The sequence below is a fragment of the Hyphomicrobium denitrificans 1NES1 genome, assembly GCF_000230975.2.
GTDB lineage: Bacteria > Pseudomonadota > Alphaproteobacteria > Rhizobiales > Hyphomicrobiaceae > Hyphomicrobium_B > Hyphomicrobium_B denitrificans_A.
In genome coordinates, this window is record NC_021172.1 from 2,003,707 (window position 1) to 2,030,369 (window position 26,663).

The 26,663-nt window shown below is 60.0% G+C and carries 29 protein-coding genes, 2 tRNA genes and 2 pseudogenes; 9 read left to right on the top strand and 24 right to left on the bottom strand.

Annotated features, from left to right (window positions below; all coding sequences use genetic code 11):
• Nucleotides 1–47 precede the first annotated feature (47 nt).
• The 9 genes from rpoB to HYPDE_RS09640 all read right to left on the bottom strand — a co-directional run bounded on the left by rpoB (nt 48) and on the right by HYPDE_RS09640 (nt 8,758).
• Nucleotides 48–4,199, bottom strand: a complete 4,152-nt coding sequence (rpoB, locus tag HYPDE_RS09600; RefSeq protein WP_015598239.1) for a DNA-directed RNA polymerase subunit beta — start codon at nt 4,197–4,199, stop codon at nt 48–50.
• A gap of 278 nt (nt 4,200–4,477) precedes the next feature.
• Nucleotides 4,478–4,855, bottom strand: coding sequence for a 50S ribosomal protein L7/L12 (gene rplL, locus HYPDE_RS09605; RefSeq protein WP_015598241.1), 378 nt, complete (start codon nt 4,853–4,855; stop codon nt 4,478–4,480).
• Nucleotides 4,856–4,966: 111 nt separating this feature from the next.
• Nucleotides 4,967–5,488 (bottom strand): 50S ribosomal protein L10, encoded by a 522-nt coding sequence (rplJ, locus tag HYPDE_RS09610; RefSeq protein WP_015598242.1) that lies wholly within the window; start codon nt 5,486–5,488, stop codon nt 4,967–4,969.
• A gap of 329 nt (nt 5,489–5,817) precedes the next feature.
• The gene (gene rplA, locus HYPDE_RS09615) at nt 5,818–6,567 is read right to left on the bottom strand and encodes a 50S ribosomal protein L1 (RefSeq protein ID WP_015598244.1); all 750 of its coding nucleotides are present in this window, start codon (nt 6,565–6,567) and stop codon (nt 5,818–5,820) included.
• Nucleotides 6,568–6,571: 4 nt separating this feature from the next.
• On the bottom strand, nt 6,572–7,018 hold the full coding sequence (gene rplK, locus HYPDE_RS09620; RefSeq protein WP_015598245.1) for a 50S ribosomal protein L11: 447 nt from the start codon (nt 7,016–7,018) through the stop codon (nt 6,572–6,574).
• 210 nt (nt 7,019–7,228) lie between these two features.
• Complete coding sequence (gene nusG, locus HYPDE_RS09625; protein ID WP_015598246.1) at nt 7,229–7,804, bottom strand: transcription termination/antitermination protein NusG; 576 nt, start codon at nt 7,802–7,804, stop codon at nt 7,229–7,231.
• A gap of 51 nt (nt 7,805–7,855) precedes the next feature.
• Complete coding sequence (gene secE, locus HYPDE_RS09630) at nt 7,856–8,053, bottom strand: preprotein translocase subunit SecE (protein ID WP_015598247.1); 198 nt, start codon at nt 8,051–8,053, stop codon at nt 7,856–7,858.
• 93 nt (nt 8,054–8,146) lie between these two features.
• A tRNA-Trp gene (locus HYPDE_RS09635) sits at nt 8,147–8,222 on the bottom strand.
• A gap of 152 nt (nt 8,223–8,374) precedes the next feature.
• Nucleotides 8,375–8,758: a YbjQ family protein gene (locus HYPDE_RS09640; protein ID WP_015598248.1), complete on the bottom strand. Its 384-nt coding sequence runs from the start codon at nt 8,756–8,758 to the stop codon at nt 8,375–8,377.
• Between the two features lie 324 nt (nt 8,759–9,082).
• Between HYPDE_RS09640 and HYPDE_RS09645 the strand changes: the two genes are divergently transcribed.
• Entirely contained in the window at nt 9,083–10,648 is a 1,566-nt protein-coding gene (locus tag HYPDE_RS09645; RefSeq protein WP_041321088.1) for a glucan biosynthesis protein, read from the top strand.
• A 219-nt stretch (nt 10,649–10,867) separates the two neighbouring features.
• Nucleotides 10,868–11,200 (top strand): bactofilin family protein, encoded by a 333-nt coding sequence (locus HYPDE_RS09650; protein WP_041320287.1) that lies wholly within the window; start codon nt 10,868–10,870, stop codon nt 11,198–11,200.
• Between the two features lie 98 nt (nt 11,201–11,298).
• Here HYPDE_RS09650 and HYPDE_RS09655 read toward each other — a convergent pair.
• Nucleotides 11,299–11,372 (bottom strand) — tRNA-Gly (locus HYPDE_RS09655).
• Nucleotides 11,373–11,607: 235 nt separating this feature from the next.
• A complete protein-coding gene (locus HYPDE_RS09660) occupies nt 11,608–12,018 on the bottom strand; it encodes a group III truncated hemoglobin (RefSeq protein WP_015598252.1) in 411 nt (136 codons plus the stop codon).
• A 95-nt stretch (nt 12,019–12,113) separates the two neighbouring features.
• On the opposite strand from HYPDE_RS09660, the gene HYPDE_RS09665 reads away from it, so the two are divergent.
• Both HYPDE_RS09665 and HYPDE_RS09670 read left to right on the top strand, forming a co-directional pair.
• Nucleotides 12,114–12,551: an RrF2 family transcriptional regulator gene (locus HYPDE_RS09665; RefSeq protein WP_041320289.1), complete on the top strand. Its 438-nt coding sequence runs from the start codon at nt 12,114–12,116 to the stop codon at nt 12,549–12,551.
• A 22-nt stretch (nt 12,552–12,573) separates the two neighbouring features.
• A complete protein-coding gene (locus HYPDE_RS09670; RefSeq protein WP_015598254.1) occupies nt 12,574–13,554 on the top strand; it encodes an NAD(P)H-dependent flavin oxidoreductase in 981 nt (326 codons plus the stop codon).
• Between the two features lie 100 nt (nt 13,555–13,654).
• Here the strand turns inward: HYPDE_RS09670 and HYPDE_RS09675 are convergent, their stop codons facing one another.
• The 9 genes and pseudogenes from HYPDE_RS09675 to HYPDE_RS09710 all read right to left on the bottom strand — a co-directional run bounded on the left by HYPDE_RS09675 (nt 13,655) and on the right by HYPDE_RS09710 (nt 20,675).
• Nucleotides 13,655–13,918: a GlsB/YeaQ/YmgE family stress response membrane protein gene (locus HYPDE_RS09675; RefSeq protein ID WP_015598255.1), complete on the bottom strand. Its 264-nt coding sequence runs from the start codon at nt 13,916–13,918 to the stop codon at nt 13,655–13,657.
• A gap of 134 nt (nt 13,919–14,052) precedes the next feature.
• Nucleotides 14,053–14,553 carry a TlpA family protein disulfide reductase gene (locus HYPDE_RS09680; RefSeq protein WP_015598256.1) on the bottom strand — a complete coding sequence of 167 codons (501 nt, stop codon included), beginning with the start codon at nt 14,551–14,553 and terminating at the stop codon, nt 14,053–14,055.
• Complete coding sequence (locus HYPDE_RS09685; RefSeq protein ID WP_015598257.1) at nt 14,550–15,281, bottom strand: sialidase family protein; 732 nt, start codon at nt 15,279–15,281, stop codon at nt 14,550–14,552. Before HYPDE_RS09685 ends, HYPDE_RS09680 begins: the two co-directional genes overlap by 4 nt.
• A 155-nt stretch (nt 15,282–15,436) precedes the next feature.
• The gene (locus HYPDE_RS18475; RefSeq protein WP_015598054.1) at nt 15,437–16,339 is read right to left on the bottom strand and encodes a P63C domain-containing protein; all 903 of its coding nucleotides are present in this window, start codon (nt 16,337–16,339) and stop codon (nt 15,437–15,439) included.
• Complete coding sequence (locus tag HYPDE_RS09695; RefSeq protein ID WP_015598053.1) at nt 16,336–17,052, bottom strand: IS1595 family transposase; 717 nt, start codon at nt 17,050–17,052, stop codon at nt 16,336–16,338. Before HYPDE_RS09695 ends, HYPDE_RS18475 begins: the two co-directional genes overlap by 4 nt.
• Before the next feature lie 27 nt (nt 17,053–17,079).
• Nucleotides 17,080–17,232, bottom strand: a pseudogene (locus tag HYPDE_RS19830) (transposase); the annotation flags it as partial.
• A gap of 59 nt (nt 17,233–17,291) precedes the next feature.
• Nucleotides 17,292–17,729, bottom strand: coding sequence for a sialidase family protein (locus HYPDE_RS09700; RefSeq protein WP_015598258.1), 438 nt, complete (start codon nt 17,727–17,729; stop codon nt 17,292–17,294).
• A 4-nt stretch (nt 17,730–17,733) separates the two neighbouring features.
• Nucleotides 17,734–20,175 carry a TonB-dependent receptor family protein gene (locus HYPDE_RS09705; protein ID WP_244437588.1) on the bottom strand — a complete coding sequence of 814 codons (2,442 nt, stop codon included), beginning with the start codon at nt 20,173–20,175 and terminating at the stop codon, nt 17,734–17,736.
• A gap of 131 nt (nt 20,176–20,306) precedes the next feature.
• Entirely contained in the window at nt 20,307–20,675 is a 369-nt protein-coding gene (locus HYPDE_RS09710; RefSeq protein ID WP_015598260.1) for a DUF2946 family protein, read from the bottom strand.
• A 311-nt stretch (nt 20,676–20,986) separates the two neighbouring features.
• On the opposite strand from HYPDE_RS09710, the gene HYPDE_RS09715 reads away from it, so the two are divergent.
• Nucleotides 20,987–21,523, top strand: coding sequence for a hypothetical protein (locus tag HYPDE_RS09715; protein ID WP_015598261.1), 537 nt, complete (start codon nt 20,987–20,989; stop codon nt 21,521–21,523).
• 158 nt (nt 21,524–21,681) lie between these two features.
• The gene (idi, locus tag HYPDE_RS09720; protein WP_015598262.1) at nt 21,682–22,212 is read left to right on the top strand and encodes an isopentenyl-diphosphate Delta-isomerase; all 531 of its coding nucleotides are present in this window, start codon (nt 21,682–21,684) and stop codon (nt 22,210–22,212) included.
• 156 nt (nt 22,213–22,368) lie between these two features.
• Here the strand turns inward: idi and HYPDE_RS19605 are convergent.
• A pseudogene (locus HYPDE_RS19605) lies at nt 22,369–22,636 on the bottom strand (DUF6496 domain-containing protein); the annotation flags it as partial.
• Nucleotides 22,637–22,864: 228 nt separating this feature from the next.
• Here HYPDE_RS19605 and HYPDE_RS09725 point away from each other — a divergent pair.
• Entirely contained in the window at nt 22,865–23,944 is a 1,080-nt protein-coding gene (locus HYPDE_RS09725; protein WP_015598263.1) for an ROK family protein, read from the top strand.
• A 59-nt stretch (nt 23,945–24,003) separates the two neighbouring features.
• Here HYPDE_RS09725 and HYPDE_RS09730 read toward each other — a convergent pair whose 3' ends face one another.
• A complete protein-coding gene (locus HYPDE_RS09730; RefSeq protein WP_015598264.1) occupies nt 24,004–24,267 on the bottom strand; it encodes a hypothetical protein in 264 nt (87 codons plus the stop codon).
• A gap of 182 nt (nt 24,268–24,449) precedes the next feature.
• On the opposite strand from HYPDE_RS09730, the gene HYPDE_RS09735 reads away from it, so the two are divergent.
• Nucleotides 24,450–24,746 carry a hypothetical protein gene (locus HYPDE_RS09735; protein WP_041320292.1) on the top strand — a complete coding sequence of 99 codons (297 nt, stop codon included), beginning with the start codon at nt 24,450–24,452 and terminating at the stop codon, nt 24,744–24,746.
• A 245-nt stretch (nt 24,747–24,991) separates the two neighbouring features.
• Nucleotides 24,992–25,384, top strand: a complete 393-nt coding sequence (locus HYPDE_RS09740) for a hypothetical protein (protein WP_144061236.1) — start codon at nt 24,992–24,994, stop codon at nt 25,382–25,384.
• Between the two features lie 417 nt (nt 25,385–25,801).
• Here the strand turns inward: HYPDE_RS09740 and HYPDE_RS09745 are convergent, their stop codons facing one another.
• Complete coding sequence (locus HYPDE_RS09745) at nt 25,802–26,254, bottom strand: hypothetical protein (RefSeq protein ID WP_015598267.1); 453 nt, start codon at nt 26,252–26,254, stop codon at nt 25,802–25,804.
• 147 nt (nt 26,255–26,401) lie between these two features.
• Nucleotides 26,402–26,605, bottom strand: coding sequence for a hypothetical protein (locus HYPDE_RS09750; RefSeq protein WP_041320294.1), 204 nt, complete (start codon nt 26,603–26,605; stop codon nt 26,402–26,404).
• Between the last annotated feature and the right edge of the window lie 58 nt (nt 26,606–26,663).

Sequence of the window (26,663 nt, forward strand, 5' to 3'; positions counted from 1 at the left end):
CCTCACCCCGTCCCTCTCCCCGCGCGCGGGGAGAGGGTGGGATCGTGTTATTCGGCTGCCGGCGGCAGCTGTGCCTGAGGCGCTTCGGGTTCGGCTTCTTCCGCTTCCGGCGGCTGCGCCTCGCTGTTGACGAGCTCGACGTTCAGGCCGAGCGCACGCATTTCCTTGACGAGCACGTTGAAGCTTTCCGGCACGCCGGCTTCGAACGCATCGTCGCCACGGACGATCGCCTCGTAGACCTTGGTGCGGCCGGCCACGTCGTCGGACTTCACTGTCAGCATTTCCTGCAGCGTGTAGGCGGCGCCGTAGGCTTCCAGCGCCCAGACCTCCATTTCGCCGAAGCGCTGACCGCCGAACTGCGCCTTGCCGCCGAGCGGCTGCTGGGTAACGAGCGAGTACGGTCCGATCGAACGGGCGTGGATCTTGTCGTCGACAAGGTGGTGAAGCTTCAGGATGTACTTGTAGCCGACCGTCACCTTGCGATCGAACGGCTCGCCCGTACGTCCATCGAACAGCGTCACCTGACCCGACGTGTCGAAGCCCGCAAGCTGCAACATGTCGACAATGTCCTTCTCGCGCGCACCGTCGAAGACCGGTGTCGCGATGGGCACGCCCGTCTTGAGGTTCTCGGCGAGGCCCGCCAACTCTTCATCCTTCATCGTCGGCTTGATCTCGTTGCCGTAGACGCGCGCCATCTGATCGCGCAGCGCCTTTGCCTGTCCACTCTCGCGGAACTGATGCAAAGCGTCGTCGATCAGACGGCCAAGACCGCGGCAGGCCCAGCCAAGGTGCGTTTCGAGGATCTGTCCGACGTTCATGCGGCTCGGCACGCCGAGCGGGTTCAGCACGACGTCGACCGGCGTACCGTCCTCGAGGAACGGCATGTCTTCCGACGGGACGATCATCGACACGACGCCCTTGTTGCCGTGACGGCCGGCCATCTTGTCGCCCGGCTGGATCTTGCGTTTCACGGCGACGAAGACTTTGACCATCTTCATCACGCCGGGAGGCAACTCGTCGCCGCGCTGAAGCTTGTCGACCTTGTCGGCGAAGCGGAGGCCCAAGCCCTTCTTCGCGTCCTCGTACTGCTTCTGGATGGCTTCGACCTCGGCCTGCGCCTTTTCGTTCGCAAGACCGATTTCCCACCACTGGCTGCGCGGGATATCGTCGAGGATCGCGGTGTCGATCGTGGTGCCCTTGCGCGCACCCTTTGGACCCTTGGCGACCTCTTTGCCCATCAGCGCGTCTTTCAAACGCGCGTAGACGTTGCGGTCGAGGATCTGCAGCTCGTCGTCGCGGTCCTTCGCGAGGCGCTCGATTTCCTCGCGCTCAATCGCCATCGCGCGCTCGTCCTTCTCGACGCCGTGGCGATTGAAGACGCGCACTTCGACGATGGTTCCGGCAACGCCGGGCGGCAGTCTGAGCGAGGTATCGCGAACGTCGGACGCTTTTTCACCGAAGATGGCGCGCAGAAGTTTTTCTTCCGGCGTCATCGGGCTCTCGCCCTTCGGCGTGATCTTGCCGACGAGGATGTCGCCCGGATGGACTTCGGCGCCGATGTAGACGATGCCGGCTTCGTCGAGGTTCTTCAGCGCTTCTTCCGAGACGTTCGGAATGTCGCGCGTGATTTCCTCGGGCCCGAGCTTCGTGTCGCGAGCCATCACCTCGAATTCCTCGATGTGAATCGAGGTGAACACGTCTTCCGAGACGACGCGCTCGTTCATCAGGATCGAGTCTTCGAAGTTGTAGCCCATCCACGGCATGAACGCGACGAGCACGTTCTTGCCGAGCGCCAGCTCGCCAAGCTCGGTCGAGGGACCGTCGGCGATGATGTCGCCCGCATTTACGTGGTCGCCGACGTTGATCAGCGGCCGCTGGTTGATGCAGGTGTTCTGGTTCGAGCGCTGGAACTTTCTCAGACGATAGATGTCGACGCCCGGCTTCGAGGGGTCCTGCTCCTCGGTTGCGCGAATAACGATACGGGTTGCATCGACCTGATCGACGACGCCCGTGCGGCGTGCCGCGATGGCAGCGCCAGAGTCGTGCGCGACGCGCTCTTCCATGCCGGTGCCAACGAGCGGCGCTTCCGCCTTAATGAGCGGCACGGCCTGGCGCTGCATGTTCGAGCCCATCAGCGCGCGGTTAGCGTCGTCGTTCTCCAGGAACGGGATCAGCGCGGCTGCGACCGAAACGAGCTGTTTCGGCGAAACGTCGATGTAATCGACCTTGTCTGTCGGGACGAGCATCACGTCGCCTTGGTAGCGGACGGTGACGAGGTCTTCCGTAAGCTTGCCCTTGGCATCGACGACGGCGTTCGCCTGCGCAACGTGGTGGCGCATCTCCTCCATGGCGGAGAGATAGGCGACCTCGTTCGTCACGCGGGCGTTGACGACCTTGCGGTACGGGCTCTCGATGAAGCCATACTTGTTGACGCGCGCGAACGTGGCGAGCGAGTTGATCAGACCGATGTTGGGACCTTCCGGCGTTTCGATCGGGCAGATGCGGCCGTAGTGTGTCGGATGCACGTCACGGACTTCGAAGCCCGCGCGCTCACGCGTCAGGCCGCCCGGTCCCAGCGCCGAGAGACGGCGCTTGTGCGTGATTTCCGACAGCGGGTTCGTCTGGTCCATGAACTGCGAGAGCTGCGAGGAACCGAAGAACTCGCGCACGGCTGCGGCCGCCGGCTTCGCGTTGATCAAATCCTGCGGCATCACAGTGTCGATATCGACCGACGACATGCGCTCCTTGATGGCGCGCTCCATGCGCAGAAGGCCGACGCGATACTGGTTTTCCATCAGCTCGCCGACCGAGCGCACACGGCGGTTGCCGAGGTGGTCGATATCGTCGATTTCGCCCTTGCCGTCGCGGAGATCGACAAGCGTCTTTACGACCGCGAGGATGTCTTCCCTGCGGAGTACACGCATCGTATCCGGCGCATCGAGCTCGAGGCGCATATTCATCTTCACCCGGCCAACAGCCGAGAGGTCGAAACGTTCCGGATCGAAGAACAGGCCGTGGAACAGCGCGGTCGCCGCCTCAATGGTCGGCGGCTCGCCCGGGCGCATCACCCGGTAGATGTCCATCAGCGCTTCCTGCTGATTGGCGTTCTTGTCGATGTTCAACGTGTTGCGGATGAAGGCGCCGACGTTGACGTAATCGATGTCGAGGATGTGGAATTCCTTGACCTTCTGCTCTTTCAGTTCGGCGAGCAGGTTCGCATCGAGCTCGTCGCCTGCTTCGGCAAAAATCTTGCCGGTTTCGAGATCGACGATGTCTTCCGCGATGAAGCGCCCGGCAAGGTCTTCCGCCGAGATCAAGATTTCCTTGACGCCGTTTTCGCCAAGCTCACGCGCACGGCGCGCCGTGATCTTCTCGCCCTGGCGCGCGATGACTTCACCGGTCTTCGCGTCGGCGATATCCGACTGAGGCGTGACGCCACGGAATTTCTCCGCGATGTACGGCATCTTCCAGCCGCGCTTCGATTCCTTGATCGGAATGTGCTTATAAAAGTGCGCGAGGATCTGCTCATCGTCGAGGCCCAACGCATAAAGCATCGTCGTCACCGGCAGCTTGCGGCGACGGTCGATACGCACATAGACGATGTCCTTGGCATCGAATTCGAAATCGAGCCATGAGCCGCGATACGGAATGATACGAGCCGCGAACAACAGCTTGCCGGACGAATGCGTCTTGCCGCGATCGTGGTCGAAGAAGACGCCCGGCGAGCGATGCATCTGCGAGACGATGACGCGCTCGGTGCCGTTGATGATGAAGGTGCCGTTCAAGGTCATGAGCGGCATGTCGCCCATGTAGACGTCCTGCTCCTTGACGTCCTTGATCGACTTGGAGCCCGTTTCCTCGTTCACGTCGAACACGATCAGACGCAGCTTCACTTTCAGCGGCGCGGCATAGGTCATGTCGCGCTGCATGCATTCGTCGACGTCGAACTTCGGCGGCTCAAACTCGTAGCTGACGAATTCCAGCGTCGACTTGCCGGCAAAATCCGAAATCGGGAATACGCCCTTGAAAACCGACTGCAAGCCGAAGTCGTCCGACCGGCCGCCCGGCGGTTCCTTGACCATCAGAAAGTCGTCATAGGATGCTTTCTGAACCTCGATGAGGTTCGGCATCTCCGCGACTTCGCCGATCGAACCAAATTGTTTGCGGAGGCGTTTGCGGCTTGTGAGGGTTTGAGCCATGTCGATCCCTTCGTGCTCTCGTATGCGGGGGAGGCCCCGCGATCCAAATTCTCGGCCGTCGAGCACCCCGAAATCGGCGGGAGCTCCCGAAACGGTTCACCGGAAGGCCCTTTTCCGAGGTTGCTTGCAACCTCAGGCCCTCCGGAAAGCCGTTTTTCGTTGCTCGTGACGACTCGCGTTCCGCGAGCCGGCCGTCACGAGCGGTAGTTTCCGCAAACGAGCGGTATGCACAGACATCGACACCGACCGGGAGCGGCCCGGCCGGTGTCGATGGATAATCACTTCACTTCGACGACGGCGCCTTGATCTTCGAGCTGCTTCTTCAGCTTGGCAGCTTCGTCCTTCGAGATGCCTTCCTTCACGGTCTTGCCGCCCGCCTCGACGAGGTCCTTGGCTTCCTTCAAGCCGAGACCCGTGATGGCGCGAACTTCCTTGATGACGTTGATCTTCTTGTCGCCGCCCGACTTCAGGATAACGGTGAACTCGGTCTGCTCCTCGACAGGAGCAGCGCCAGCACCGCCTGCAGCAGGAGCTGCAACGGCAACAGCGGCCGCAGCCGAGACGCCCCACTTTTCTTCGAGCGCCTTGGCAAGCTCGGCCGCTTCGAGCACGGTGAGGCTCGACAGGTCATCAACGATTTTCTCGATCTTCGACATATATAGTGTCCTTCCGGTTTGAACCTAGAGGTTGAGTTGCAGCACCCAATTGCGGGCTTCCGCTGCGTTTGCGTTCGAGGGCTCAAGAGCCCCACAACTTCGGTTGGCCGGCTAAGCGGCTGCCTCGCCTTTTGCTGCCTTGGCCTGAATGACTCGAGCGAGCTGGGCTCCCGGCTCCTTGACGGTCCGGGCGATTTTCGTCGCCGGAGCGTTGAGAAGTCCAATGAGCTTGGCGCGCAGTTCATCAAGCGATGGCAGGTCGGCGAGAGCTTTCACGCCATTCGCGTCGAGGATGGTCTTGCCCATCGCGCCGCCGAGGATCACGAGCTTGTCGTTCGCCTTGGCATACGTGACGGCAGCCTTCGCCGCGGCGATCGGATCTTTTGAAAAGGCCAGGATGGTCGGCCCCTTCATCAAACCTGAAAGCTGTTCGGCGTCGGTATCCTTGAGCGCGAGTTGCGCCAGCTTGTTCTTGGCCACTTTCACAGAGCCACCGGCGTCTTTGACGCGCCTGCGGAACTCTGCGGATTGAGCAGCCACCATGCCGGTGTTGTGGGCGACCACAACCACGCCGGTGCTTTTCAGCTCGCCGTGGAGATGGTCGATGAGCTCACGTTTCGCGGCTCTATCCACGTCTCGTCTCCTTGCTGCGGAGCCTCATTCGCGAAGCCCCGCGGGTTGCACCTTGCCGCCCTTTCCGCGTGAGGATCGGGCGACGCTGGTCTGTCCTCGTTCCCGTGGACCGCGTAAGCGGCACGGTGCTGACCCAGAAGGTTCAAACCGGATGCGAGGCTTCCGCCTCAAATCCGATCCACTTCTGTCTCATGCAGGCTCTCTCGATCTGAGAGATTTCGGCCGACCGGCGAACCGGGATGGCACCTACAGTCTCGGACAGTATCGAACCGAAGCCCCGAGGAGCCCCGGTCCGGGTTTTCCGGGTTGCCCCGGAATTCGTGAAAGTCTCAGGTCACGGGTCCCGATGAAACGGTCGCCGTGTCGAGCTTGAGGCCGGGCCCCATCGTCGACGACACGGAGACTTTCTTCAGGTACGTGCCCTTGGAGCCCGTCGGTTTGGCCTTGATGACCGCATCGACGAACGCTTTGATGTTCTGAACGAGCGCTTCTTCCGAGAAGCTCGCCTTGCCGACGCCGGCGTGGACGATGCCAGCCTTTTCGACACGGAACTCGACGGAACCGCCCTTGGCGCCCTTGACGGCGGTCGTGACATCCATCGTCACCGTGCCGACGCGCGGGTTTGGCATCAGGCCACGCGGGCCCAACACTTTGCCTAGGCGGCCGACGAGACCCATCATGTCGGGCGTCGCAATGCAGCGGTCGAAGTTGATCGTGCCTTTCGAGACGATCTCGACGAGATCTTCCGCGCCGACGATGTCGGCACCGGCGGCCTTGGCTTCATCAGCCTTCGCACCCTTCGCGAAAACAGCAACGCGTGCCGTGCGGCCGGAGCCGTTCGGCAGATTGCAGACGCCGCGCACCATCTGGTCGGCGTGCTTGGGATCGACGCCGAGGTTGACGGCAACCTCGATCGTCTCGTCGAACTTCGCCTTGGCGCGGTCCTTCAGGATCTTCACGGCCTCTGCGACGGCGTAAGCCTTACCGGCGGGAAGGCCCTGCTTGACGACGAGCATCCGCTTGCCACCGGCTTCGCGCGTTTCCTTGATTTTCTCGGCGCTGATTTGAGCTTTTGCCATCGGACTACTCCACCACCTTGAGACCCATCGAGCGCGCGCTGCCTGCAAGCGTGCGGGCGGCGGCGTCGATATCGTCGGTGTTCATGTCCTTGAGCTTGCCCTTGGCAATCTCTTTCAGCTGAGCGATCGTCACCTGTCCAGCAACAGAACGGCCCGGCTCCTTGGAGCCTGTGCCACCCTTACCCGTCGGGCGAAGGCCAGCGGCCTTCTTGATCAGGTACGTTGCAGGCGGCTGACGCATCTCGAACGTGAAGGAACGGTCGGAGTAGACCGTGATCTTCACTGGGATAGGCGTCCCCTGCTCCAGGTCCTTCGTCTTCGCATTGAAGGCCTTGCAGAATTCCATGATATTGACGCCGCGCTGGCCAAGCGCGGGACCGATTGGCGGCGACGGATTCGCCGCGCCTGCCGGCACCTGTAGGTTGATAAAGCCGTCGACTTTCTTCGCCATAATTCCCCTTCACTCGTTTGAGCGTGACTACGCCCAGGGCGTTACGCTCAGGGTTAGCGGTTCAACGGGCCGGGTCGCATCGCGAAACCTGCCCTCCCGCACGTCACCGCTCCAGAGCCGAAGCCCCGGCGCGGTTTCCGATGCCTGACGCACCGGAAATCTCAACTCGCTCGCAATGTCCCAGCACAACTTCCGTGTTGGACTTAGCCCTCAACCTGCAATCTTCTCGACTTGCCCGAATTCCAGCTCGACCGGCGTCGGTCTGCCGAAGATCGACACCGCAACCTTGACCCGCGAACGCTCCTCGTCGACATCCTCGACGACGCCTGTGAACGAGGCGAACGGACCGTCGGCAACCTTGACGTTCTCTCCGATCTCGAAGGTGATCGTCGGCCGTGGCCGCTCGACGCCTTCTTTCACCTGATTGAGGATGCGTAGCGCTTCATCCTCCGGAATCGGCATCGGCTTGTTGTCGGCGCCGAGGAATCCCGTGACCTTCGGCGTGTTCTTGATCATCACAAACGCTTGGTCGGTCATCTTCATCTTGACGAGCACGTAGCCCGGCAGAAACTTGCGCTCGGTCGGAATCTTCCGACCGCGCTTGACCTCGACGACCTCTTCGGTCGGCACGACGATCTCCTCGAAGAGGTCCTCAAGGCCACCCGCCTTCGCGCGCTCGCGGATGGCATCGGCGACCTTGCGCTCGAAATTCGTGTAGGCGTGGACGATGTACCAGCGCGTCCCGGCAACCGACTTCTTTTCTTCGCGTTCCTGCGCGACAACCATTCTCAAAAGCCCTCTTGCGCGTCACTCAAGCCAAAAACCGAGAGCTGAAGCTCAACTGCCCACCCCCAGAACGAGGCGCACGACGAAGCTCAACGCCTGATCAACGAGCAAAAAGAAAACAGAGGCGAGCGCGACCATGATGAGCACCATCAAAGTCGTGATCCACACCTCTTTCCATGACGGCCAGGTGACCTTGGAGACTTCCTGCCGGACTTCCTGAATAAAGGTTATGGGGTTGAACTTCGCCATCAAAGTGCTTTCTATGCGCAGATGCGACAACGTGCCGCTCCAGCCCCATCGTTTATCGACCGGGCCGGTCGGCAAATCAAACCTAGCTGAGGCTGGCAGGGGCGGAGGGTCTCGAACCCCCGACCTTCGGTTTTGGAGACCGACGCTCTACCAATTGAGCTACACCCCTTAAACGCGACGCGAGCAAAAGCCCGGGCGTCGTGCAGCCTCTTTCGGGGCGTGCTTCCTTAACCGATGTCATCCGCGTTGTCAGCCCCACGCGCAAGCTTTTTTATTTAGGTAGCCGTTCCCCTGTTTCGAGGTACAGGAGGTCGCAACTCGTCAGCGGCCGGCCCAAGGGCCCGGACCACCGGCGGAGCCGCCCACGGACGGCTGTGCTGCGCCGGCAATGGGTTCCACCACGACAGCCGAGCCATATGCCAACACCTCGGTCACCGCGGCGGCGATCTCGTTTGCGTCATAGCGCATGGCTATCACGGCATTGGCACCCATGCTTTGCGCGTGCTCAACCAGAAGATCGAAGGCTTCCTGCCGCGCATGCTCCGCGAGCTTGGTGTAAACAGATATATTGCCGCCGAAAAAGATCTGGATCGCGGCTCCAAGATTGCCGACGACGCTGCGCGAACGCACCGTCAGCCCGCGCACTAACCCCAGATGGCGCACGACGCGGTAGCCCTGGATTTCGTTCGTCGTCACAACCAGCATGGAAGCCCCCTGTTTCGGCCCGCAGGCGGAGTGCGCAGGCAGGGCATAAGTTAAAGCAAGAGCCTTCGATTGGCGACCGCTGAAGTGGCAAATTGCCCGACCATCAAGTGGGGATCGATCTCCCGGCTCGTCGCCAGACGCCGAGCCGGCAAAAGTTAACCGGCATCTCCATAGCCGGGACTTCGGATGGGGCTTTGTCGTCGTCCGAGGTTACGCTATCAGCTCTAGCACCCCACTTAAGCGATGGTTCGCAGGCATCTTCAAAGCGTCGTTCCTGCGTCGCCGACTAAATCCCGCCCCGATCATCCATTCAAAGCCAGCTCCATGACTTTCACACCTCACCGTCGCGATATCCTCTCCGGAGCCCTGGCAGCGTCCGTCGCCGGATGGGCGCTCCCAGCGCGCGCCGCCTCCGTCGGCGCGATGGCGCTCGGAAATCCGGAACTTTTCTCCTTCGACGACCTGAAAACACGCGCGAAAGAACTGGCGAAGACGGCGCATGTTCCGCCGCCGAAGCCGTCCGCAACCGATCCGTTGCGGGACATGACGTTCGATACGTTCGCGCAAGCGATCTACAAGCCGGAGATGGAGCTCTGGCACGGCGTTCCAGGCGCGCAGACCGTGCGCCTCTTTCCGCAAGGACGATTCTACGCCGAGCCCGTAGACATCTACGTTCTCGAAAACGGGCAGGCGCGTCAGGTCGTCTACACGCCAGACCTTTTCAACATGCCGCCCAACCACCCGCTCCGGACTTTGAAGTCGGCAGGCTTTGCCGGCTTCCGCCTGATGAGCCGCGGAGGCGTCAGCGACTGGCTCGCCTATCTTGGCGCCTCGTACTTCCGCGCCTCCGATCCGAACGATCAGTACGGCGGCTCGGCGCGCGGCCTCGCCATCAACACGGGACGGCCTGAAGAATTTCCGCGCTTCACCTCGTTCTGGCTCGAGCAGAACGGCGCGGGCATGACGATCTACGCTCTCCTCGAAAGCCAGAGCGTGACCGGGGCCTACCGCATGGACAGCCGCCGCATTCAGGGCGGCCAGGGCGGCGCCTTGCAGGATGTCGAGTGCGAACTCTATTTCCGCGCGCCGGTCGATCTGCTTGGAATCGCGCCTCTGACCGGCATGTTCTGGTACGGCGAGAACTCGGGTCACTTCCGCGGAGACTGGCGTCCGGAAGTGCATGACTGCGACGGCCTCTCGTTGTGGACCGGCAGAGGGGAACGCATCTGGCGGCCGCTCGCCAATCCGCCGCGCATCGTCACGAACAGCTTTTCCGACGACAACCCCAAGGGCTTCGGCCTCGTTCAGCGCGACCGCAATTTCGAGAACTACCAGGACGACAGCCTCTTCTACGACCGGCGCCCGAGCATGTGGGTCGAGCCGCTCAATGCATGGGGCAAAGGCGCGGTCAATCTGGTGCAGTTGCCAACGGCGAACGAGACCGAAGACAACATGGTCGCGTTCTGGACACCAGAGCAGAAGATTGTCGAAGGCTCGGTGATCAATGCCAAATATCGCCTGTACTGGGGAGTCGATGGGCCGCCGACAGGCGACGTCGGCCGCATCGTCGCGACGCGCATCGGCCTCGGCGGCTTGGGCGGACGAGACCTTGATCTTCGCCATACCAAACCCGGCGCGCGCAAGTTCATGATCGACGTCGAAGGCAAGACCCTCGAAGAGCAAACCCGCTATGGCGGCACGCACACGGTGGTCACGAGCACACGCGGAAAGATCACCGGCGTCGAGGCTTTCCCGGTGGTTGGCACGAAGCGCTGGCGGATGATGTTCGATCTCTCCGACCTCGACGGAAAAGAGGCCGACCTGCGCGCGTTTCTGCAAAAAGACAACGTCGTGCTGAGCGAAACGTGGATCTATCAGGCCTTCCCGTGACGTATGCGTATTGAAACGCCGAGCTTGTGCGACTGCTCAGTGACGTCGGCGTAAAGCCGTCGTCTCAGTTCGATGCAGCGCGACGGCGATTGCTTTACCATCCACGAAATAGATGCGCGCAAACGCGTGCGAGCCCAATTGTTGCCATCGAATGACGCGACGCTTGGCGCCGCTCAGCTCGCACATCACGCGAGAAGCACTCGGCATAACCGGTGTCGCATGTCCTACCGCGTATTTTCCGTTCCTCCCAGGGTCCGCATCAGAGAGAACATCGATTTTCCCGGTCCCGTCGTTATCGAAGGGACGGTCCTCGGCGACGTCAGGTGCATGACGCTGACCGTGGGCGAGCGCGGCATTGTCGACGGCACGATCAAAGCTGACCGCGTGACCATCCTCGGGGAAGTCTCGGGCGAGATCTTTGCGACCCATCTCACGCTGAAGCCCTCTTCAGCCGTCGCGGCTAATATTTTCCACAAGCACTTATCGCTCGAAGACGGATGTCTGTTCGAAGGCAACTCGCGCCGCCACGCCGATCCACTGGAACTCGCGTAACCCCGGACGCCCGACCACCCATAGCCCTCTCCCGCCCGCTCCGCGCGGGAGGAACAGAACGCTTCATTATCCATCTGTGCGTGAGTGGCGCCAATTTATGGAGCGGGTGATGGGAATCGAACCCACGTATTCAGCTTGGAAGGCTGCTGCTCTACCATTGAGCTACACCCGCTTGCCGACAGATCGGTCGTAGTTCCCGCTGCGCTGCAAACGCTTGAGACCGCCGAAAGCCGCCAGTTGCGCGCCCGTCTTAATGGCTAATTCCGCATGTGTGAAGAGGCCACGTTCCGGCAGCGAAAAACGGCCTCGCCAAGCTCCCGTGACACGATTCAACGCTGCCAGAGTGTACGGTTGAAAGGCTCGCACGGAGATCAGAGTGCAGACAGCCCCCCCGCGCTGCACACGCCTTAAGCGATAACGCCCTTGCTTGCAGCGATGCCGAGCCGAAGCGACTCGGCAATGCGTCGCGACCGGTCGACAAACAACGCAGCCGCTTCCGGCGGGCAGACGACTTTCGCAGTTTCTGCAAAGAGCGCCAGCCAGCGCTCGAAGTGTTCATCCGTGATTTCGGAAATCGCGATATGGGCGGGCATCGGCTGACCCTTGTAGCGGCCAGTCATCAGCACGACCGATGACCAGAACGCACTGAGTTTTGCCAAGTGCTCGTCCCAATCTTCGATGCGCGTATTGAAGATGGGTCCGAGCAGCTCATCCTGCCGAACCTTGGCGTAGAAGCGATCCACAAGCTCCGCAACCATGGTCTCTTCAACCCCGGCGGCCAGCCCCGGAGCTTTCGGATGCGGTGGATGGTACGACATGGCAGAGGCTCTTGCCGTTAGACTTCATAAGATGTACTGAGACTGCACCTTATGATGCTTTGCCCATTCGCGGCAATCGCTTGGCGGAACATTCGATGCGGCTAACAGTCCATTCCGACTATGCGCTTCGCGTACTCATGTACCTCGGCGCAAGGAGGGAACGCCTTGCGACAATCGAGGAAATCGCGAAGGTTTATGCGATTTCGGAAAACCACCTGATGAAAGTCGTGAACAGGCTCGCGAAGCACGGCTTCGTCGAGACGTTGCGCGGCCGCGGTGGCGGTCTCCGTCTCGGCAAGTCGGCCGACACGGTAACACTCGGCGAGGTGTTACGAGTCGTCGAAGAGGATTTTCAGATCGTCGAATGTCTCGGCGAATCCAACATGTGTCGCATATCAGAAACCTGCCGCCTGAAGCACGCGTTGCGGCGTGCGCTCGACGCTTTTCTTGCAGAACTCGATGAATGGACACTGGCGGACATTCTATCGAATAGAAATGCGTTGTTGAACGAACTGCGGCCTTTTCTAAGTTAGGCCGCCCGGAAAGGGGCGCGGTGTGCTGAAGACACGACTGACGGAACGGATGGGGCTGCGCCATCCGATCATCTCTGCACCTATGGCATTTGCGGCCGGCGGCCGCCTCGCGGCGGCGGTTTCTGCAGCCGGCGGTCTCGGCTTGATCGGCGGTGGATACGGCGACGCCGGCTGGATCACGCAGGAATTTCGCGCTGCTGGCAATCAGCCGGTCGGCTGCGGCTTCATTACATGGTCGCTCGCCAAGCAGCCGGCGCTTCTCGATCTGGCGCTTTCAAACAAGCCGAAAGCCATCATCCTGTCGTTCGGTGATCCGGAGCCGTTTGCCAAGCGCATCAAAGACCAAGGTGTGACACTCATCTGCCAAGTTCAAACGCGGCGTGACGCAGCGCACGCAATGGCATGCGGCGCCGACATCATCGTTGCGCAGGGAGCCGAAGCGGGCGGGCACGGGCAAAGCCGCGGAACGCTTTCACTCGTCCCCGAGGTTGCGGACCTAATTGCAAAGGAGCACCCAGAGACAATTCTGTGCGCTACGGGCGGAATTGGAGACGGACGGGGTGTAGCCGCCGCGTTCATGCTCGGCGCCGATGGCGTGATGGTCGGATCGCGACTTTGGGCTTCGAAGGAAGCAAACGTCAGCGAGCGCATGCATGAGGCCGCACTCAATTCGACGGGCGACGATACCATCCGCTCGCAGACGATGGACCTGGCGCGCAAGCTCGATTGGCCGCGGCAGTACAACGCTCGCGTTCTCGTGAACGAATTCATACGGCGTTGGCACGGGCGAGAATCTGAGCTGATTGCGGTTGCCGATGAGGAAGCAGCCAAATACCGCGCGGCCTGGGTCGACGGCGATCCCGAGAAAAGCAATACCTTCGTTGGTGAAGTCGTCGGCCTTATCCGGACCATCGAGCCAGCGTCCGACATCATCGAGCGGATGATGCGCGAAGCGGAAGAGCTGCTTCAGTCGAAGCCCAAGGACATTATCTCAAAGTCCTGAAACTTGTGTCGGCAGAGTTCGCATTCGAAGCTACACCGGCTGCAGGAGCAGCCGGCTTCGCTTCTTGCATCATGCCAGGTTCGTTCAATCGACGTTTGGGCTAAGTGCCTCGTCGAACCAGCCGCAGAATGAAAAGCAGCAGGCATGCGCCGACGACTGCCGCGATGATCGAGCCGACAAGAGGATTCCCAAATGCAAAGCCGAGCCGCGGGAACAATACTCCGGCGATGAACGCGCCGACGATGCCGACGATGATGTCGCCAACGAGACCAAATCCGCCGCCCTTCATGATTTGTCCGGCCAGCCAGCCGGCAATGGCGCCGATAAGCAACCAGACGATCAGTGACTGGAGATCAATGTCCATTTCTTTTTCTCCGTTTGAGCCTCCACGCACACGAATCGGTTCGCCATGATCATCTGCGGCAAAACAGCCGTTGACAAGATCGCAAACATTATTCCCGGGAGGCAACTGAAATGCGGAGTCCGGTTCGCGGGCCGCTATTGTTGGCTTTGCTTCATCGGGCCAAGCCATCGCGATAAGCCCTCGAAGTCGGCGGCGCCGGAAAACGTCTTGACTGCGCCGTCCCGTGCGATGAGGCGCGTGTACGGGAGTTCGCCCATCCAGTCGTGATCGACGGCGAATCGCAACTTCTCTTCAAACCCGTTCGCGAGCGTATAGCTCTCGACGCCGCCGAGCCCGGCTTTCGCGAGCGCTTTTTCGATACGTTGAGGGTCGGCGCCATGCCGGTCCCAATTCACGAAGGCAATCGTCGTACCGGGATGCCCGCCGGCAAATTTTCCCCAGTCCTTCAACTCGACCATGCAATTGCCGCAGGTGAAGCCCCAGAAGTGCACGATGACCGGATGGCCTTTATGCGAATTGACCAGTGCCTGCCAGCTTATGCTGTCGAACGCCCGCGGCGGCCCGGCGGCGGCCGGCCTACACGCGAAACAGGCGAGCATCAGCACGGCTGCGATATTGCGCACGATTGCATTCATGACTGCGGCTCCAGCGGTATCAGCCGATACCCTTCTTTGATCGTGAGCCATGAAAGATACGCGGTCGTCCGATACGCAATGAGGAGCGGATGGTCGGAAACGTTAGCCGTCGTCGCAATGGTTCGCGGCTCGCTCCACGTTCGTCCTGCGTCGCGCGACGTCATCAGCTCGACGCTTGTTTTCTCGCCGTCGAAGGATTTGTAAGCGAGATAAACCTCTCCGCCCGCAGCCAAGACGTAGGGGCGCGATGTCTGCGTATTCAGATCGCCGATACGCATCGGCTCTGAAAACGTCTTACCGCCATCCTGCGAATGCGCGTAGTAGACACCCCTGAGCTTGCGGCCGAGTGCAAACCACGTCGCATGATAGGTGCCATCGCTCCCGATCGCGAGGCTCGGCCCCTGATGCGGACACGCGTCGATCTTCGCGTCATCGTCACTCACGCGATAGAGCGGGCCGGGCTTACCGTCGCCGGAGAACGTGATCGTCGCGTGATCGCGAATGCCGCCATCGAAAATGTTGCGGAACATCGCGACCGGTTTGCCGGGTCCGGCGAACGCGACGGCGATGCGGCAGCATTCGCAGGAATTATCACGCGCAATCGTCGCGGCTTCGAGCGTGCCGCCAGGCTTGTCGTCCCACGCGAAGGCCAGGGCGGCGCCCGCATAAGGTTTGCCTGCCGCCTTTGCGGCGGCGACATTCCGCTTGTCGATCCATGCGGCGAACACACGGCCATTCTGATCGAAAGCAGCCGTTTCGAAGCGTTGGCTCGGCGAGTTCGTAGTTATCGGGCGAGGTTCGGAAAAAGTTTCGGAATGTCCTAGTTTAAGGTAGCCATACTAAATGGCGGGTGCGCCGCATGACCACCCGCCACCGTTATCAATCAATTGTAGACGTCATCCAAAGGCATCTCGTAGGTATCGCCAAACTTCGGCGTACCGCGATTTAGCATTCGCATAAATTGGGTATCGTTCGCGGCGGCGTCCATGTAGGCCATCACTTTGATAAGGTGCGCCTTCAATTCAGGAAGGCCGTAGTCTTCTGTCGCATGTTGATGGTGCTTGTTCTTTCGATAGCCTGCCGGAAGCCGCGGATTGATCTTGTCGAGCTTCCGTCTCGCGCATGGAACAAGGCGATCATACACGATGTCATTGACCCAGTGCCCGACGAATGCCGGACGGTTGAGTGCCACGTAACTGGGGTAGCCCTTGACTTTGATGAGCTTGACCCAGAATTCATCCGGGAACGTCTTTGCCCACTTGCGCGCATGGTCTTGAAGGTATTTGTCGAGAATGTCAGCAACTCGCTGCCCCTCGATAGTCTTCCAGTACCCGGACTCCTGGTAGATGATCGAATCTAGCGTTGTGTTCGCTAGGGCGATGAGCATGTCCTGTGCGCGTTGCGCGAGAAACTTCTGCGTCTCGGTGAGTTTAGCTTTCAGGATCGCGCGCAGAATTTCGATGAACGTGCTAGTCTCGATGCCGTGAACCGTCACACCGGGTCCGCCAGATTCGGACCCGGTACCCAAGTATTTGAAAACAATAGGGTTATCTATCTTTTTTCTAAGATTTTCGTCGATTTCGGACCCGATGTTTTGGCGCGACAAAGTTCGCCAGAGAGCGCTTCCGCCTTCTGACTTGAGGCCGAGCGCGCTTGCAGCGGCGCGCTTGCTGAGCACACAACGCGGTTGCCGTTGCTGTTCGCCATCCATCTCGTCCAGGATGTATCCGTCCACATCTGGACCAAGCTGCGTGATCGTCGCTTTGTAGTGTGAGGTAATTGTCATGGCGTGACTCCAATGGCCCGCTCGATTGTGAGATCGAAGACGTTTGCCGTTTCGCGGTGATTGAAGCGATACGAGAATTCATTGATGTACGCAGGCAGATGACGCAACGAGACCTTGTGGTACTGGCCGACGATGCCCCTTTTCAGAAGCGCCCAAAACGACTCGATTGAATTTGTGTGCGAGCCGTCGTCGGCCACGTACCAGACCTTATGGTTGACCGTCTGGTGGGGCATGAACGTCTTGATGCCAACGTATCCCTGATACTCGTCTGTGATGAGGATCGAGTTCGCCGTATCGACATTACGGCGAACCAGCGCGGAGATACCTTTGGCACGCAGGTTTTTCTTGCTGACCACTTGCGTCCGAACCTTGCCACCGCGCTCGATCATGCCGACGACGGCGGGCTTCTTGGTCCCGCGCCCGCGAGGATTGCTACCGCCGCCCTGGCCACCTGACCCAATATTGCCCTTGCGCGGTTTTCCTCCGATGTACGTTTCGTCCATTTCGATCATGCCGGTTAGCAGGTCGCGATGATCGCGCTGCTCCATTGCTTTGCGGATTTGCATCGCCATCCGCCATCCGGTGTTCTTGTTGACTTCCAGATCGCGCGCGATCTGCCGTGCTGAAAGACCTTTCTTGGCATTAAGGACGAGCGCCACGGCCAAGAACCACTTTTGAAGCGGCAAGTGCGTGTGATGGAAAATTGTGCCCACCGTAACGCTGAAGGAGGTTTTGCAGTTGTTGCAGTGGTGCCTCTGTTCAGACGGCATTGGGGATACGCGGCTAGACTGGCAGTACGGGCAGACGGGTACGCCGCGCCAACGCACAGACTCAAGGTAGGCAACGCAAGCCTCTTGCGTTGGGTATTTCTGGAAAATTTGGATCAGGTTCATGGCTACCGCCTGCTAGGACGGTAGCACAATGACAGACTCTACCCGTGGTGTCAACTACCTTAAACTAGGACATTCCGAAAAGTTTTACCACCGTCCGAGGATCGCACGATGAAGGCGTGGCCGTTGTATTTTTCATCACGCGTCGCATACGTAAGCGCGACGCAGCCATCGGGACCGAACGCAATTTTTGGGCGTGCGTCAGGCCCGTTGTCGAGCGGCAGCTTCGTTGCCGGAAGCGTCACCGGCGCCGAGAATGTCTTTCCGAGATCGGCTGAACTCGCAACCGAGATGCGCCCTCCCGCCGACCACGTCAGCCAGAGCTTGCCGTCCGGAGCAAACGCCCCGGTTGCTACGCTCGCACACGCGAGCGCCTCCGTCTGACATGCAGTCGGCTGCCCATGGTGATGCATCTTCGCGTCGTGCGCGTGCGTCAGGGTCGGTGCCAGAACTAGCGCTGAGACACCCGCCAGCGCGCCGGCTACGAAATACTTACGCATGAACTCAGAACCTCACTTTCATGCCGCCGTAATAGGCGCGCGGCGCGCCGGCATAGATTGATCCCCCGGCGTCAGCCAGCGTGCCGGCCGTCGATCCAGCCTTGTCGGTGATGTTGTTTGCCGAGGCAATGTAAACCTCATCGAGGACGTTGCGGACCTCGAAGTACGCCAGGAACGACTTTATCGGCCCCCAATTCAATGTTCGTTCGTAGTGGACGTTGACGTCGACCGTTTCGTATCCGGGAGCCCACAGGAGATTGGCATTTTCCATGTAGAAGCCGTCGTGCCACTGGTATTCGACGTAAGCTCCGACGCCCTTATAAAGTCCCGAAGGCGTGTCGTAGCTCAGTCGCGCCGTCAGCTCATTGGATGAGACGCCTGGAATTTTGTTCCCGGCCCTGCTGACAGCCTGCGCGGCGCCAGCGACGACTTCATCGTAATCGGTATAGATTTGATTGTTGTAGAGGTAGGCTGCCGTCAGCCGCAGGCTATCGGTCAGCGTAAAATCGGCAACAGCCTCGATGCCGCGGTGCTCCGAAGCCGGCGCATTAAAGCTGAAGTTCGATAGTCCCGCCGTCAGCGGCGCTTGGGAAACGATCTCGTTCGTGAAGAACTCGTAGAATCCGGTGACACTTAACATGACGCCTTTCACCGGCGTCCAGTCTGCGCCGAGATCGTATCCGATGTTCGTTTGCGTCTTGAGGTCGGTGTTGTTGCCGGGTTGACCATCGGGCGTCACGAAAAGGTTCGAGAACTGAGGCGTGCCGTAGCCCGTCCCGATGCGGGCGCGAAACTGCCATTGATTGTTCGGCGTGTAGAGCACGCCCACCTCAGGAGCGATATTCGTCATTTCGCGATCGACGCTGACGTTGCGGATGCTCGCGAGGGTGCCGCTATTGTCATAGGTATAGCTTCGCTGCGTGCCGTCGAGAGACGTTCGCTCGACCGTCGCACCGGCGACGACCGCGACATCGTTAGTGAGTTTCACCTCCTCGCGCGCTCGCGCGCCGAAGTTCGTCGTCGAGCCCGTCGTTTCCGATTGCAGACGATCGGCCATCGAACTGTCACTAGGCGCGACGAGGAAGCTTTGGCCGTCGACGGGCAGATAATTCCAGAAGGCACCGAGATAGGCGCGCGCCGGAAGGCCCGCGATCGTCGAGCGGTTCGTAATTCCCGCAATCACGTTGTAGGACAGGTAGTCGCCTACGGCGCTTGTCGATCCAGTCGGCTGATTGATGTCGCGATCGTCGATAACGACCTGCACTTGCCCAGTCGTTGCGGCATCGAAAGCGTGATCCCACCGGAATCCGCCAATCGTTCGCCGATCGTCGCGATTTGCGCCGGCCTGCTCCGCCGTTTGCGGAACACCGAAGAAGTTGTTCGTCACACAGCCCGGTGCGGCGGTCGCTGCTGTCTCGCACCCCTTTTGATAGGGATTAGCCTTAAATTGGTTGAGCGACGCACGGAACGGCAATTCCGTGTAGAGATTGTTGTTGATGAACTTGAAGGTGAACGTATCTGTCGACGACGGTTGGTAGGTGAGCAGCGCGTTGACAGTCTGGGTATTGAAGTCGCTGTAGCCGAAATAGCCGTCGCCCCGGACATCGCTCGTGAAGATCGATCCTTCCCAGTTTTCGCCCTTCTTGCCGCCAATCGCATAGTTGTTGAGGTAATTGAAGCTGCCGACATCGATGCCGTATTCGACGCCATCGATGACGCCACCCGGCCATGTGCGGAAGTTCATTGCGCCGCCTGTCGCGTAGTTTCCAAAGAGCGCTGACGACGGTCCGCGCCACACGTCGATACCAGCGTAGGCGTGGGGATCGATCAGGTCGCTCCGCGAAAGACCATCCGGCTGCGTCACGGGAAAGCCGTCGTCGAGAATGACGATGTTGCGGATGCCGAAGCCGTTGCGTGCGTTCGAGCCGCGGATCGATATGCCCATGTCACGCGGGCCGTTGCCTTGCTTGAGCGAAACGCCCGGCACGTCGTGCAGAATGTCGTTGACCGAGAAGACTGGCGTAGTCTGAAAGCGGGTCATGTCGACGCCGGTCGCGGTTTGCGCTCCAGCTCCGGAGGCTCCGGGCACGGAGGCAACCGCGGTGGATGGCGTTCCGGGGTTTCCCGCTGCGGGGGCCAGGGTGAGATTGGCTCCTGGCAATGCCGATCCGTCGGCGACCTCCGAAGGCGTAGCAGTGGGCTTCGGCACTGCTGAAGGAGGTGTCGATTTCTTAGCGGCGACCTTCTTCTTAACGTTCGTTGGCGGCTTCCGAGCAACCGCTTGCGGCGGTGGTTTCTGCGATCCCTGCTGAACCGTGACGTCCGGAAGCACAATGGATTGCGATGGCGCAGCATCTTGCGCCTGGGCAGTGTCATCGACGACGAGAAGAGGCACAAACGCAAGCAATGCGATGACGCTGACGCGACAATCGAATGATCCGCGCATGCTGCGGGTTGCCGCCCGGCGGCGGTCCAGCTGGATGGGCATTTCTATAGACCTAAACTGAACTGAAGCTACGACGGCGCGATGCCGGGCCGCTTGGCCTTCACGGCAATCGCGCTTGAACGCGGAAACTCTCAGATCAGCGTGGTCGGCGGCCCGCGCGCGGATGGGGCGCCAGGTCTTGGGGTCGCGCGGAAGATCTCGCGCGTCATGCGATAGGTCAGCGATGCGTAGCTGACGGTCCGGGCGAGAAGGTGCGGCGTATCGTGATCGACGGCGACGGCACCGACCGGCGCATAGGGACAAATATCCTTGGCCGATACCGGAGCCTTCTTCGTCAAGGGTACGCCCGTGTCATCGACGGTCAGGGGGCCATGGCCTGTGCAAATCACGATTGTCAGATCGCCAGCATCTGCGGCCGTCGCGGCGAGCATGAAGCCAACGGGCAACAAGCTGCGCACCACAAACGCGAGGCCGATCAGAAGACTGAGATAACGGCGCATAGGATCTCTTCGCCGAAGCGGAATCGGACACCGTTCACATTAGCTTCGGGAGCGGGTCGCGGCAACTCACGGACGCTGAGGCGAATTCGCCACCGATGCTTCGCACTTGCACAAGGCGGCGCGCAACCCTCGGTTTCGCTCTCACCCTTCATCTGCCCGAAATATCAGCATGCGCGCGTCAGATCGCACATGGCTTGAGCACAGAGAACTCCGACACTGCGTGCCTCCTTCATTTACGCGAAGTACATCAGCACGCTAAACGACGAGCCCAGCGTGGCACGCTACTTGTTTAATGCCTACGACGGATTCTCATGGAAAGCGCTGCACCCTTGAGCCAGGAACATTCGCACGGCTACTCCGTCGCGTACGAGCGAGAGGAGCTTCAATTTCCGGTTTACGTGGTGGCATTCGTCGCGGCCTGCCTCGCAGCGGCGGGATACATGCTCGACAATGTTCTCCTGATCGCGCTGGCGCTCGTCGCTTTCGGCTATGCCTATCACAACTTTCCACTGCTCGAGACCGGCAAGCCGCGCATCGGCGCAAGCCAGTATGGCATCTTCGCCGACGGCCTCGGCATCATCTCCTGGCGAGCCATCAAGCGGATCGACGTCGTCTGGGTTGAAATTCGCGGTTCCTGCAGTCATGAGCTTCGCATCACTCTGCAGGAACCTTTCGAGCGCGCGCTTCTCACCGATTGGCGCAAGCGTCCGTTCCATCGCTTTCTGATGCGGCTGCCATGGGCAATGGCGGAAAAGGATGTCGTACGCATTCCGCTCGACGTCTTCGATCATTCGGCGGACGAAATTCACCATACCTTCATGCGCATGATGAATTTCTATCGCCGCTGAGAGCTGCCTCGTCGCCACGTGCGAGGATCGTCGCCGTATCCTAAAGGCCATGACGAGGCCACAAAGGGGCTTTGTATCTCATCATTTAAAAGCGCTTCGCGCACGCCTGCTGTGTTAATGTCGCGGCGGCGCGCTTGGCTTGGGGGAATATTCAGTCCATGCTTCAGGAAGACGTCGTTCTCGTCGACCCCGAGGATCGGGAAATCGGGATCGCGGAGAAGCTCGAAACACATCGGCGGGGCGACCTGCATCGGGCGTTTTCCGTGTTGATCTGGGATAGCGCCGGGAGACTGCTGCTGCAGCGGCGGCAGATCGATAAATATCATTCCGGTGGGCTTTGGACCAATTCCTGCTGCGGGCATCCGCGACCCGGCGAGCGAAGCGGCGATGCGGCGCTACGCCGACTCGGCGAAGAGATGGGCATCACTTGTGCGTTGTCACCCATCGGCACCTTCACCTATCGCGCCGAGCTTGACGACGGACTTATCGAGCACGAGCTCGTCCATCTGTTCCGGGGAATTTACGATGGAGCGATCGCGCCAAACCCGCGGGAATGCGACGGGTTCAGCTGGTCGACGCCCGAGACGATCCAGCGCCAGATCGCGAGTGTGCCCGAGGCCTTCACGGCGTGGTTCCGGAAATATGTCGAAGCAGGTTGGCCCATCTCGCCTCCGGTGGAGGTTGCCTGATTCCACCGGTCGGAGAGCAAGTTCGCGCCAAGCATTCCCGCAGCGGACTCTTCATGCTAGAGGAGAGCTGTGCGGCCATAAGACGGAGGAACGTCATGCGCGCAGATGAGATCACGATCATCATTCTTGCGATCGCAAATGCTGCTCTTTGCTTCGTCATTTTTCATTTGGCGTCGGGCAGCATCTGATCGCTTCCCGAGCTGGCTGAAGGCAAGGAGACTTGAATAACGCGCCATGCAGTTTGCATGTCGCACGACTCTTTGGGTTCAGTGGGCTTTCTTTTTTGAGGACTTTCTTCCCGGCGCGATGCGCCTTCGAAAGTCCGATTGCTATTGCCTGCCTCCGGCTCTTGATTTTTTCCGGTGCTCCCGCTTTTCAGCGTCCCATTCTTGTGCTCATGCATTACACGCTCGACTTTTTTCGATGCGCTCTTTGAATGTCATGCGACCATCAGAACCTCCCGAAAGCTCTGATTTTCAACTCCTTTCAGCCATTGATGGTTTCGTAAAGCTTCACCCATTGCGACGCGTTCGCACCCTTTAGTGCGGCTCTAACGAGCAGACGCCGTGAAATAAGTTTGAAGGCGTGCAGCCGAGGCGCGGTGTCAGGCGTTCCTAATCCCTTAAGGACGCAAAACCGGATCGGGAACCCGATGGAGAAAGAAGAGCCGGCACAGCAAGCTGAACTCCCTGGCCATGGAGCCGACATTCTCCCGAGCGTCGTGGTCGATAGCTACAATGTCGAGATCGAAGACGAGGACGGCTTCATCGGCGACAAGGCCAGCAAAGGTGCGTTCTGGCAGTACGTCGAGAAATGGCGGAAACCTCTCAAGGAGCTTGGCGAGGACCCGTTCGGAGATAGGCCGGGCGAGGAGCTTGGCAAGAAAAAGCTCGCGGAGCTCCTCGCGACAGGTGATCCCGAAGCTGCGAGCCTCGTGCAAAGCGCAATCGAGGATTTTGCACAGCAGCTCGCTTTCGTCATTCGCCGCTTCTTACGCCTGAAGGATTGGCGCGATACGGAGTGCATTGTGGTTGGCGGTGGATTCCGCGCCAGCCGCGTGGGCGAACTGGCTGTGGCGCGGGCCGGACTTTTGCTTCGGGCGGAAGACATTGATCTCGACCTTGAGTTCATTCGCAACGATCCGGACGAGGCTGGACTTCTCGGCGCAGCCCATCTACTGCCCGCCTGGATGCTCAAAGGCCACGACGGCATTCTGGCGGTGGACATCGGTGGTACAAACTTTCGGGCCGGTATCGTCGAGCTAAACCTCGGCAAGTCCGCCGAACTCGCAAAGGCGAAGGTGGCGAAATCGGAACTATGGCGCCACGGCGAAGAAGAGATCGATCGAGAGGGCGCAACGAAACGGCTGGCGGAAATGCTGGAAGATCTGATCGCCTGGGCACGTAAGAACAAGATCGAATTAGCCCCGGTGATCGGGATCGGCTGCCCCGGCATCATCAAAGACGACGGCTCGATCGATCGCGGCAGCCAGAACCTACCCGGAAATTGGGAAAGCAGCCGGTTCAATTTTCCGCAGGTCATCCGCAAGCACATTAGCCAAATCGACGAAAGCGAGACGATGGTGGTGATGCACAATGATGCCGTCGTTCAAGGGTTGAGCGAGCTGCCCTACATAAAAGACCGGCTCCATTGGGGAATTCTGACGATCGGGACGGGGCTCGGGAACGCACGCTTCACGAACCGCAAGGCTCCGAAAAAAGCACCCAAATAGAGACCGCCAAAGCACGGCGAAACTGCCCGACACGTCACCGCGCAAAAGCCGGCGACCAATCACACCCGAAAACTGCGTTTGGCTTCCGCCGAAGCTCGGTCGACGGCCGGTTGATAGTCTAAGCGAATAACGTCGGCCGGATCATAGCGGCGCTCCCACTCAGCGCGTGCCGCCGTCACGAGCCGCTGGATCTCAAGCGAGGAGTATCCTGGCTGGCTGGGATCTATTTCACGCGATGTTTCGATGACGAGCACTGTCCGGCCAGTGAGCCGGCCGGCCTTGACCTCACCCTCGACATACATCAGCCCGATGTCTCGCATCATATGGCTGTCCCCCGTCGCAGCAACACACCCCACTCTCCGGTTTCGATTGCGGCAAGTGAAGATGTCGCACAAGTTATGCACTGTTAGATTTTCATGAGGCAAAATCAGAGCGCTCCGCTACGAATTTGCGGTGACGCGCCCGCAGCTGTGTCGCATCCATAGGCGCCCACATCAGGATTGAGATGAGCGAAAACTTCCATTGCGATGTTTTGCGGAGCATTAAGTCCTGGAGCTTCATGCGCTTGACGCTCGTCGCGCTGACAGCAACGGTCGTTGGACTGACGACACCGGCGGCGGCCGATCAGGGTTGCGAGCACATGCGCCAGCTATGCAAGGATGCTACAGCTGGCGCCGCCAAATGCGCGAAACAGGAAAAAAGTGAAGCTTCGCCCAATTGCAAACCGTTGATCAATGTCCGGGAAGCCACCTGTGCTCAGGTCGAGATCATCTGCAAGCCGCCCGTCGGCGAACCGAAATAAAGCCACTGCCCCCGCCGCTTTCGTGGCGCGTCGCGCGTCGTCCCCTGTTCCCTAGGTAACACTCACTCGGCCGACAGGCTGATACCTTGGCCGGTACCCCGTGCGGCGGACTTCGCAACAGTCCAGGGCTCGCATGACGGCGCGACCGCGCAGAACACCCACGGACCGACCCCACAGTGCCATGCCGTCCTTGCCGCCATGTGTGGGCGGCGCGAGCCTCGTTGCATCAAATCGAGGAGAAGATCATGGAACGCAAATTACTGATGTCGTGCTTCGGGAGCGCAATCGCGCTGTGCCTAAGCACTTTCGCGGCGGCTGCGGCGCCGAGCCATTTCGGCTTGGCACAACAACAGCATGCGGCACAAAACAATCTCGTCATTCCGGCACGAATGATGGGCATGCCCATGGGTCACATGAGTATGGGACATATGGGGCATATGGGGCATATCGGTCACATAGGGCCTATGGGGCCGCGGCATGCCTTTGGGCACCGTTTCTATGGACATGGTTCACTGCATCATCACCGGCACAGCCGCTTCTTCTTCGTGGGAGTGCCCTACTACGATTACTATGATGACTATCCAGGCGATTGCTGGTGGAGCCCGCGTTATCATCGCTGGATTTGCGCCGACTACTGAGACGAAACCAGTGTCGGTTCCCAGATGATGCATGCGAACGGAGCGCACCATCAAAAGCGTTCCGTTCGCATCGCCGAAGCCAGATTTTGAGATGTAGCACAAACGAAAAGAGAGCGGCGCTTTCGGCCGCTCTCTTTCGAGCTTATCGCCCTGACAGAACCGCTATTGGGGACGGCGTGTGTTCTGCCCCAGCCGATATTGACTTCGGGGGAGAAGTCATCCCGTAAATCCGGGAGCAACAACTACGCGGCACGACTGCTGCCGTCGGCACATCCAAACAATCTGATTTGAGGGTGACCGGGCAAGTCAAGTCGGGCAGCTGGAGTTGATTTCAAAGAAGCTGTGACGCGCCCGCATCAACTGAGACGGGCCAGGCCATTCAAAAACAGAGATTAAGCCGAACGCGAGAAAGCCTGCTCACATTTCAGCCCGAAGATGCCGCTGGATGATGCGCGCGGTCGATTCGGCAACGGCATTTCGGGGCGGAGACACGCGGACTGCTCTCCGGATCCATCCGGCGACGCGCGGTTTGACGGGTTTGACACCCGGTGCCGGGGACGGCCGCGGCTTTGGCAAGTCTGCGTCTTCAGCCTCGTCCATCCCACTCGCCAACGCCACCGCGGAAGCCTCAGGAGGCGGCGGGGCGGCCCGCAGTTCGATGACGTGGCCCACCGGCTGCCATTCTTTGACGCGTGCTTGAGCTTCGAGCCCTCTTTCGACGCGCGACACCGGCTGATCCGGGTTCTCAGCAAACGAAAGGACGTGCACTGCCTGCCGCGCCACCGTCGCACCGAGTTCGGCAATAAGCGCCGTCAGGCCGGTCATCACCGAAGCATAGAGGACCAGCACTACGACCGAACGGGAGTTCACGGTACTCGCCCACACTACCGTTACCGGACAAGAAACGGGCGAACGCGCCGCCCGTTCCGTGCCTCCCAAACGAAATGCGCAGGAAATTCTCCCGAAGGTCCCGGCCAGACTAAACGCGTCCTTCTTATCCGGAATAATCTCCGGAGTTCAGCGGCCACGTTTATGTTCTTCCTGGAGTGCCTCCTGGTAGCTCTCCCATCCGTCCAGGGTCTTTTCGACTTCGACCACGAAATCTATGGTCGCGAGCGGCCGTCCGGCGGCGCACGCCTTCAGATCGTCGATCCGGCGGCGTAACGCCATTACGCGCCGCTCGCACTGCTGTTGCAGAGCTTCTGCTGTCACATGGTTCATAATCGGCGAACCGCGACACGAGCGCAAAAGTTCCGCTAAGGTCACGAACAGCACCCGC